This window comes from Limnoraphis robusta BA-68 BA1 (assembly GCF_034932365.1).
Lineage (GTDB): Bacteria > Cyanobacteriota > Cyanobacteriia > Cyanobacteriales > Microcoleaceae > Capilliphycus > Capilliphycus robustus.
Map to the genome: position 1 here is coordinate 1 of NZ_JAYGHR010000023.1, position 9,119 is coordinate 9,119.

Genomic DNA, 9,119 nt, shown 5'->3' on the forward strand with positions numbered 1-9,119 from the left:
CCGCTTTACAAGCATCCTTAACCGCTATTGACTTAATTTGGTAAGGTACTGACTTACAAAAGTCTGGCAATGAATTCAAAATACCTGTTTTAATTGCCTTCCAATTTGCCTTAGTATCAGGTTCTTGGAGGTATTTAACGGTAGTGTTAAAAACAAGTCTTGACACTCCAAACCACTGTTTAACGAGATTTTTTTGAGATGCTGTTAGGTAGATCCGGATCTTCAGAGATCTTTTTCCCGTACTTTCGGAGTCCGTGCATTCGGCAACTAAAGACGTGAATGATGGAGAGAAGATCGGCGGTGAGTTCAGTTTCCGGGCAGTGACATAGTTTGTCCAGAACCACGATTTTTCCACCGTTATGTTTGACCATCCATTCAATAAGCTCGAATCCGAACCTAGCAAGTCTGTCGGGACAGGCAACAATAAGCGTGAACTTGTCGCCTCGCATAAGTCGTTCCAGTAAGGTTTGAAGACCTTTTCGCTTAAAGTTGAGTCCAGAGCCGATGTCTTTGATGATTTCTGCTTGTGGGAAGACGGACACCATGTAAGCAACTTGTCTATCCAGGTCGTCTCGTTGTTTTGTGCTACTAACTCGGCAATAACAGATCTGATAGTCGGTCTGAGGTATAAGCTCCCGAATGAAGCTGTCAACGTCAAATAGACGCTGATTTGCTGCATTTCTAATGGAGTAAATTCGACCTTCGTCTGCATACTTCCTGAGTGTGTTTGGGTGTAGACCTGTTTTTTCTACTGCTTTTCGCAAAGGTACTAAGCTCATACCTCATATTAGCGTATGTGAGCTTATGTGAGCAAATTTATATCTGTTCACAAACCCTTGGTGTAAATTCTAATCGTTTTGATGCCGAACTTATTGGGGGAATTTGCCACAGAGCAATCAAACCTCAAGTGACCCGTGACCCGTGAAGAGGTTTCAGGGTAGAGTTGATAGCTAATAACTGGTTACTGAAATAACTGGTAGGGGCAATTCATGAATTACCCCCCCTACACTGGTTACTGGTTACTGGTCTGACCTGCTAACTTCTTCGGAGACAACAACATCATCATCGATCGCCCTTCTTGTTTGGGATATTGTTGTACTTCGGCTAATTCTTCTAAATCGGTTGCCATCCGGTTCAGCAGGTCTTTGGCGAGGTTGCTATGTTGAATTTCCCGGCCACGAAACATGATTGTAGCTTTTACCTTATCGCCGGACTTGAGGAAGCGTTTCGCTTGATTGACCCGCACTTGATAGTCGTGGTCATCAATTTTGTAGCGCATCTTCACTTCCTTTACATCAGCCGTGTGCTGCTTTTTCTTGGCTTCTCTCGCCCTTTTCTCTTGCTCAAACTTGTATTTCCCATAGTCCATAATCCGACAGACTGGAGGATCTGCTTTATCGCTGACCAGAACGAGATCTAGTTCTTTTTCTTCCGCCAGTCGTTGGGCTTCCCGAGGAGTCAGAATCCCCAGTTGTGCGCCGTCGATATCGATCACCCGGATTTTCGGAAATCGGATATTGTCGTTGATTTGGGGCAGATTGCGATTTCTTTTTTTATCGATAACAGACATTGACAAAGTTTTAGAAGCAGTTAGTGTATAAATGAGCGTGTCCATGAATATATAAATATTCTACTCACTTCAACTAAATTTCGGTGAAGATTTAATCTAAATTCTAGGAACGCTAAGATTATAGGGAACAAATGTAAAGTTATGTTTTGATCCAACGTGGAATTGACTGCAAAAAATGTACCGCCGCCCTACGGTTTCCAGCGAGATTGGGTTTGGCGAGGTTGGCGAATTCGTTACGCCTATATCAGATCATCCCACCGCACAACCCCTGAAGAACCCTCAACCCCACCGATGATCTTGTTGCATGGCTTCGGGGCTTCTATTGGACATTGGCGATATAGTTTGCGGGAATTGAGTCAGTCTCACACCGTTTATGCCCTAGATTTGTTGGGTTTTGGAGCGTCCCAAAAGGCGATCGCGGACTATGATACCTCTCTTTGGGCGGATTTGGTTTATGACTTTTGGGCGACCTTCATTGGGGAACCTGCTATTTTAGTGGGAAATTCGGTGGGATCGTTAGTTGCGTTGGTTGCTGCGGCTCAATACCCCGAAATAGCCCAAGGGGTGGTTGCCATTAGTTTACCTGATCCGGTGGCTCAAACAGAAGCCGTTCCTCAATGGATGCTCCCGATTGTCGAAGCCATTCAAAATACCGTCGCCTCGCCCCCTGTTTTGAGAACCCTTTTCTACATTGTTCGGCGTCGATCTCTGGTTCGTCGTTGGGCTAGATTTGCCTATGAAAATCCTGATGCTGTTAGCGATGAACTGGTTGATATTTTAGCAACACCCTCGACTGATCGAGGGGCGGCGAGGGCTTTTTCTCTGCTGTTTAAAGTCATGGGAAGTTCGCGTTTGGGGCCGGGTGTGAAGACGCTTTTACCTCGGGTTAATGTTCCCATTCTATTACTTTGGGGAAAACAAGATCGATTAATTCCTATCGGTTTTGCGAATCCGAGCAAATATCTTCAGTACAATTCTAATATTAAGTTTGTCGAATTGGATCGAGGGGGTCACTGTCCTCAAGATGAATGTCCCGAATTAGTTCATCGAGAAATTTTGGATTGGATTGCCTGTTTTTCTGAGCAAAATACACCCGAATAACTGCAAATGAATCAAGATTAATATACTTGTAGGGGCAGGTTAAAATCAATTTGGAACTTCCTAGAAATAATACCTGATAAACCCGCCCCGTCTACTTTAAATCCATTGGGGCGGGTTAATATAGATTGGGTACATCTAGAATAAATTTTGTAGAACCCGCCCCTACTGTTTGAAAGGGTGGGTTGATATAGATTGAATACATCTAGAATAAATTTTGTGGAATTCTCCCAGACTCTTTGAAAGACTTTAAAAGAAATCAATCTCCGATTTTATCACTTAATAAAAAGGGAAATTCTGCTTGAATATTCCACTTTTCTCCATTGTGAATTAACAGCGTTAACTGCGAGACTGTAAACTCAAATTTCAGAGGTTTATGTTCAAATTCTTGCCATCCTAATTTAAAATTCTGGCGAGTTAAGTCTTTGAATGCAACTGTCATGTGAGGAGAAAACGGACGACTTTTAGAAACTTCATCAACAAGAGTTAAAGTCGTTTCTAGATGAGACATTAAATGTTTTTTAATTTCCATTAATTCTGGGGTTTTTATCACGTTCACATAAATAACTCGAGGTGGAAATGAACCGAACCCAGATAACGTAATGGGTATGGGAGCATAGATTTTAGCAAACTCAGTCAGACATTCTTCTAAGAGGTAAAAATCTTCAGTTAACCATTTAAACGGGGGTTGTAAAGTAACGTGGGGGGGAGATTTTAAAGCATGGCTACTGTTGTAATTTTGGGCAAAATATTGTTTGATTTGGGTGACTTCATTTTGAACTTCCATCGGCGGAAGCAAGGCAATAAATAATAACGGTTCAGAGGATTTCATCGGTTTTGACTTCAATTAACAACCATAAATTATGAAATTTGCCCAATAATAGGGACTTTCAAAGGGATAGTCTTGCTGACATTTCCAAGCTAAAAGTGTACGTTGATCATTAATTTTTTGTTGGTTTTTTGTCTCTTGTTGTTGCTTGAGATAGGCGAGAATTTCAGGTTTATAAACTTTTTCTAGTTCTTGACCTGTTAAATTTCTGAGTTGAATTTGAGCTTGACGTAATGCTTCAGTACAGCTTTTTTGTTGTAGATTCTGATAATAAAACCAGATTAAAAGCGATGTGGCAATATCTTCTAAAGACCATAGTGAGTAGATTAATCGTTGAGTTCCCCTCTCTAAAAATCGGTTAAATACTCTCATATTTAGCTCGTAAAAATCTAGGGGTTGGTTCTCGAGTTTTAAACTGGGAATAACGATTTCTAATAGCTCGGATAGATGCCAAGCCAACATCTGAGCTATAGAAATTGTACCATCATTGAATTGGAGTTCAGCCTCTAGAGGATTTTCGGATGTAAAACGCAGGGGAGAACCCATATAAAAAAGCTGAACTTGCTTGATTAAGCTTTCAAACTGACTAACCGTTGCTGTTTCACCCGAGAGATAAAATTCTGGAGAAACTTGGTATATTTTGGCTATTTTTTGGCATTCATAACGAGTTAAAACTAGATCTCCAGTTGTATCTTCTAAGATTGCTATTGAGTTAGAATCAATGGTTTGATTTGGGTATTGATTATATTTTAGCATTTGACAACTAGAAATCGTTCTGATTCTAAAGCGATCGCACAAATAGACTGTTTGATCTTCGAGTTGAATGGGGAGTGCAGCAAAGGGAATATGATGTAGTTTTAGATGAGGAATAATAATCAGTTCATTACAGTTTTCTAAAGAGTCGGAGATTAATTGATTAAGCTGGAGTCTGCGAGATAACTCTGACAAAAATTCAATCATTTTATTCCGCCATTCACGCAGATGATTTTTCTGATTTTCAACCCAGGATTTTTCGATCCAATCTTGTAGGGTTTCTATTCCTTCTCCTTCGCAGATATGGAGTAAAATTTCAGTTTGACGGACGACAAAAATATAAGTATTTTCTGCTGTACTGTAAAAGCTTAAAATTGCTGTGGTTTCATCTGGAATTAAAGCTTGAATTTCTTCAAGACTCAAGCCATTGACTTGGAGTTGTTCGGCGACAATTTCATCTAAACGGCGAATATCTTCCCAAACTTTTTGTTTTTCCGTTTCGAGAGTATCCAGAATTTCTGACTCTGTTTTAAACGTTACTGAACTGTTGAGTCGAACTCCTGCTGTTGTTAATTGTTTCATTTCATCAGATTGGCGTCGCAGATGCAAAGCGTGGAGTTGCTGTTGTAAACGCTCATATTTTTTGAGGAGAGATTGTACTTCTCCCGATGAGGGAAATAGAGAACTATCTGTTAACTCTACCCGTCGCTGACAACGCCATCTTTCAACAAATTCCAAAGCTTTTTCATATTGCTTCAGCGTGATACAAGCTTGCACCTGTTTGGCATAAATTTCTCGAGATTCTTTGGCAATTTCTGAACGAATCTCTATCGGACTAATTCCCGTACAAATATGTTCAATCGCTTGAATTGCTTGTTCATACCCTTCGAGAGAAAGTTGCCAATTATATGTACTTAAACCTAGATCTCCTAAATGACTTCCGGCGGCTAAACATTCGGTAGGTAAGGCTTTAGGTGTGGCAATTTTTAGACAGTCTTGTAAAGCTTGAATGGCTGTATCTGTTTGTCGTAACTGTTGATAAATTTGTCCTAAAATACTCAGTGTTATCGCTTCACCTTGGGGATTTTGAGTTTGGCGATGAACTTCTAAAGATTGTTGATAGTGAGTGATCGCAGATTCAGGTTCACCCATAATTTTATAGGTATTTGCTAAATGTTGCAAAGCATTGGCTTCCATTTGTGGAGATTGAATACTGCGAACTAACTCTAAATATTGTTCAAAGTAAACTTTGGCTTGTTCTGGTTCTGCTTTGGCTTGATAGATTTTTCCAATATTGCTTAAAAAATACGCTTCGCCAAAGCGATAGTTGAGCGTTCTTGCTAAGGTTAACGCCTGATAAACATAAGCAATTGCCTGTTCATATTGCTCTAGAGAAGCATAGACATTCCCTAAGTTATTCAGAAAATTAACCGCCCCAAATCGATAATTTAATTCTTGGGCAATGGTTAAAGCTTGTTGATAATTTTTGATGGCTTCTTCGAGTTTACCCAGAACATAATAAACATTGCCTAAATTTCCGAGAGTATTGGCTTCTCCAACTCGATATTCAATTGTTTTAGAGATAGATAATGCTTGTTTATAGCCTTCAATCGCCTGATCATACTGCCCAATTGAATAACAAACATTTCCTAAGCTACTGAGGGCATTTGCTTCGGCTTGACGGTATTTAATTTTACGAGCAATAGTTAAAGCTTGTTGATGACAAGTGAGGGCTTGTTGATATTGTCCTAATGACTGATAAACATTGCCTAATTTCCCTAAACAATTAACTTCTCCGCGTCTATCTTGAAGTTCTCGATAGAGTTGTAAAGCTTGTTGCCAAGATTGAAATGCGGCAGTATATTGATTCGCTTGAAACTGTTGTGTTCCTTGATTATAAAGGTTTTCTGCGGCGGATTGTTTTTCCGGTGAAACGATTTTTGGAGTCGCTGTTTTTTGCTGTTGAGGATCTGCTTTCTGAGCCGGAGTTTCGGCTGGCTTTGGCGGTGCAACTTGTGCGAGTAAAGATGAAAAACCGCCCGATTCTTCTACTTTTTGAACCAGTTTATTGAGGAAATCAGCATCTTCTTGACAGTTTCGTTCGCCAAGCGTAATTACAGTTTCTCTGAGAACTTGTAAAAAATCATCATCAACCACCTGAGCATGATTTTTTAAGACATTGAGGGCTTGGTTAGGGGGATGAATGAGCAAGTTATAAATGATTTCGTGATAGACTTGGTTCAGCAGTTCATCCATATTGTTCGACTCACTTTAAAATTCGTTTAATCGATAGCACCCTCAAGAGAACTTTATTTTTCTCTTATTCCATCGCTTCATCACTATAACCGCACTGAATCAATTTTTGGGATAGATGAGTGCGTGCGATCGCCATCTAGAGTCCTGCGTTGCAGTGATATTCAATATATAATACCTCAATTGTGTCATCAAAATCTCAAAAAGATTTGAGTAAACTTGCCTAACTTTTATACCGTTGAAGGCGATCGCAACCCTGATCACTCTTTTTTAAGTTTACATCATTACAAAAGTCACTATATAGTAACACAATTCAAGAAAAAATTAAAATCACTCAGGAGAGGAAAAATTAATTAAAAATTCCCTCTCAAATAAATTAGCTTGTGAATATCAATTTATGATTTTACGATAAACCCTGAGATACAAAACCCGCCCAATAGTAAGGACTGCTAAAAGGAAACTCTTGCTTACATAATGACAGTAAATCACGCTGATGGTTCCAAATTTTATCTCTATTTTCCTCGGCTTGTTGTTTCAATAGATAGTTATCCAGTTCGGCTTTATATTTTTCTTCCAACTGTTTACCTGTTAGAGTTCTGAGTTGAACCTGTGCTTTCTGCAACGCTTCTGAACGGGTGAAGTTCTGTTGAATATTTTGATAATAAAACAAACAAAATAACGCCGTTGACAAATCATCAACCGCCCACAACGTACTCACCACACTTCTCGCCCCCGCACAGAGAAAACCCGCCGCCAAAGTTAAGGTATCATCGGTAATTTGTGTCAGGGTAAAATGTGTTTCACAGCAGGAAAGAAACACGTCCGAAAGTTCCGGTAAACGCCAAGTTAACAGATGGCTGAGTGTGACTTCTCCTTCATACAGCGTAAGTTTAGAGTCGAGGGGGTTATCGAGGCGAGAACTCGCATGATGGCTGGAGTGAATAAACTGTACATTTTTAATCAGATTTTGATAATTTTCAAAGGTTGCATTTTGAAAATATAAACGTTGACTGTCTGGAACCTGATACAATTGACTCAAGATTTTACACTCGTATTCGGTAAATACTAAATCGCCCGTCGCATTTTCAACGATTCCCATTTTAGCCGATGAAATTGGATCTCGCCGAGAACAAAAGTTCAATATTTGACAGCTTGGAACCACACGCAACCGAAAGCGATCGCCCAAATATTCGCTCGGTTTTGGGGTAACTTTTACGGGAGTTTTGGGCTGAGAAATTCGGGGAGTAATAGTAAATTCTCTGGTTGTTTCTTCTGGGTAAAATTCGCCCGATGGGGAGTTAATTTCATCGCTCAATTCTGGGGTTGTTGGTTTGGGTTCAATGGGTAAAGCTGCAAACGGAATTTGATGCAAAGACAAATGAGGAACAATTATTAATTCTTCAATTCCCGTTAAATGTTCATCAACCAACGACTTGAGTTGTAAACGTTCGGAAAGTTCAGCCAGAAATTCCGTCATGTTCTCCCACCAGAGTTTGCTATTTTTACGATTACAATAGGGAGTAAACCAGTTATCATATATCCAATTTTGCAGTGTTTCAATACCTTGATTTTTGCAAATGTGGAGATTAACCAATCTGTTCTCTAATTTCTCTCCGACATTTCGCAGAATAAAAATATAAGTATCGTTGTCGGTACTGTAGAAACTTAAAAGGGCGGTTGTTTCATCGGTAATTAAAGCTTGGATGTCTTTAATTTCGAGCGGATCAACCTGAAGCTGTCCCGCCAAAACCGGATCATAACTGCGAATTTTTTCCCAGATTTTTTTCTTTTCATCTTCTAGCCGTTTTATTTCCTCTGTTTCCGCTTCAAATTGGGCGCGAGTTTGGGAATGAGTTCCCGCTTCGGTGAGTTGTCGGGTATTATCTGATGAATAACGATCGCGAAGATTATAAATTTGCTGCTGGAGTTGATTGTATTGTTCAATTTCCGGGGGAATATTTCCATCGGGATAGAGATCCCGAACCGCAAACAAATCCGCCAATTGACGACAACGATAACGTTCAGAAGTTTCTAAAGCTTTCTCTAATAAGTCTTGGGCTTGCTGAAGTTTACCCTGTTTTTGTTCGAGGTGACTCTGATTAATACAAGCCTGAATCATGTTCGCATAGACATCAATTGATTCTGCTAAAATTTCCTGACGGCGTTTGTCTGTTCTTGCCCAATTTCGAGTGATTTCAATTGATTCAATTGCCAAATCATAGGCTTCAATAGCCAGTTGCCAGTCCCCCTGTTTTAATGCTAAATCTCCTAAATTCCAACTGGTTTGCAAACAATCAAGAGGAAAAGTTTTAAGAGTGTGGACTTGTAGAGCATTTTGGAAAGCAGTATAGGCATTAAACGCTTGTTGAAGGTTGTCTGCCTTGTCTCCTTGGATGCGTTCACTATAGGCGTTACCCAAGTTGTTTTGAGTTCTTGCCCATTCATAGGGAAAAGCTTCACGGGTATAGACTTTTAAGGCTTCAGTATAAGCATCAATAGCTTGTTCGAGGTTGTCTGCCTTATCTCCTTCGATGCGTTGACTGTAGGCATTACCCAAGTTATTTTGAGTCATTGCCCATTCATAGGGAAAAGCTTCACGGGTATAGACTTTTAAGG

At 39.9% G+C, this 9,119-nt stretch carries 7 protein-coding genes; 1 reads left to right on the plus strand and 6 read right to left on the minus strand.

Going from position 1 to position 9,119, the window contains the following annotated elements; translation table 11 throughout:
* The 3 genes from VB836_RS30340 to infC form a co-directional block, all read right to left on the minus strand.
* The coding region (locus VB836_RS30340; protein WP_407659635.1) for a helix-turn-helix domain-containing protein at positions 1-295 on the minus strand (295 nt) is incomplete at its 3' end.
* The gene (locus tag VB836_RS10610; protein ID WP_323219325.1) at positions 180-779 is read right to left on the minus strand and encodes an IS607 family transposase; all 600 of its coding nucleotides are present in this window, start codon (positions 777-779) and stop codon (positions 180-182) included. The genes VB836_RS30340 and VB836_RS10610, both read right to left, overlap by 116 nt.
* A 233-nt stretch (positions 780-1,012) precedes the next feature.
* Positions 1,013-1,570: a translation initiation factor IF-3 gene (gene infC / locus VB836_RS10615; protein WP_046281052.1), complete on the minus strand. Its 558-nt coding sequence runs from the start codon at positions 1,568-1,570 to the stop codon at positions 1,013-1,015.
* A 156-nt stretch (positions 1,571-1,726) separates the two neighbouring features.
* Between infC and VB836_RS10620 the strand changes: the two genes are divergently transcribed.
* On the plus strand, positions 1,727-2,671 hold the full coding sequence (locus tag VB836_RS10620) for an alpha/beta fold hydrolase (protein ID WP_323219326.1): 945 nt from the start codon (positions 1,727-1,729) through the stop codon (positions 2,669-2,671).
* A 256-nt stretch (positions 2,672-2,927) separates the two neighbouring features.
* On the opposite strand, the gene VB836_RS10625 is transcribed toward VB836_RS10620, so the two are convergent.
* From VB836_RS10625 to VB836_RS10635, 3 genes are all read right to left on the minus strand, one after another.
* Entirely contained in the window at positions 2,928-3,500 is a 573-nt protein-coding gene (locus VB836_RS10625) for a 2'-5' RNA ligase family protein (protein WP_323219327.1), read from the minus strand.
* A 15-nt stretch (positions 3,501-3,515) separates the two neighbouring features.
* Entirely contained in the window at positions 3,516-6,506 is a 2,991-nt protein-coding gene (locus VB836_RS10630; RefSeq protein WP_323219328.1) for a CHAT domain-containing protein, read from the minus strand.
* 400 nt (positions 6,507-6,906) lie between these two features.
* On the minus strand, positions 6,907-9,119 hold a 2,213-nt coding region (locus VB836_RS10635), incomplete at its 5' end, for a CHAT domain-containing protein (RefSeq protein WP_323219329.1).

Bases quoted from the DNA above. Each gene is read 5' to 3' on its own strand.
- VB836_RS10625 (WP_323219327.1), bottom strand. From the start codon at position 3,500: ATGAAATCCTCTGAACCGTTATTATTTATTGCCTTGCTTCCGCCGATG.
- VB836_RS10630 (WP_323219328.1), bottom strand. From the start codon at position 6,506: ATGGATGAACTGCTGAACCAAGTCTATCACGAAATCATTTATAACTTG.
- VB836_RS10610 (WP_323219325.1), bottom strand. From the start codon at position 779: ATGAGCTTAGTACCTTTGCGAAAAGCAGTAGAAAAAACAGGTCTACAC.
- infC (WP_046281052.1), bottom strand. From the start codon at position 1,570: ATGTCTGTTATCGATAAAAAAAGAAATCGCAATCTGCCCCAAATCAAC.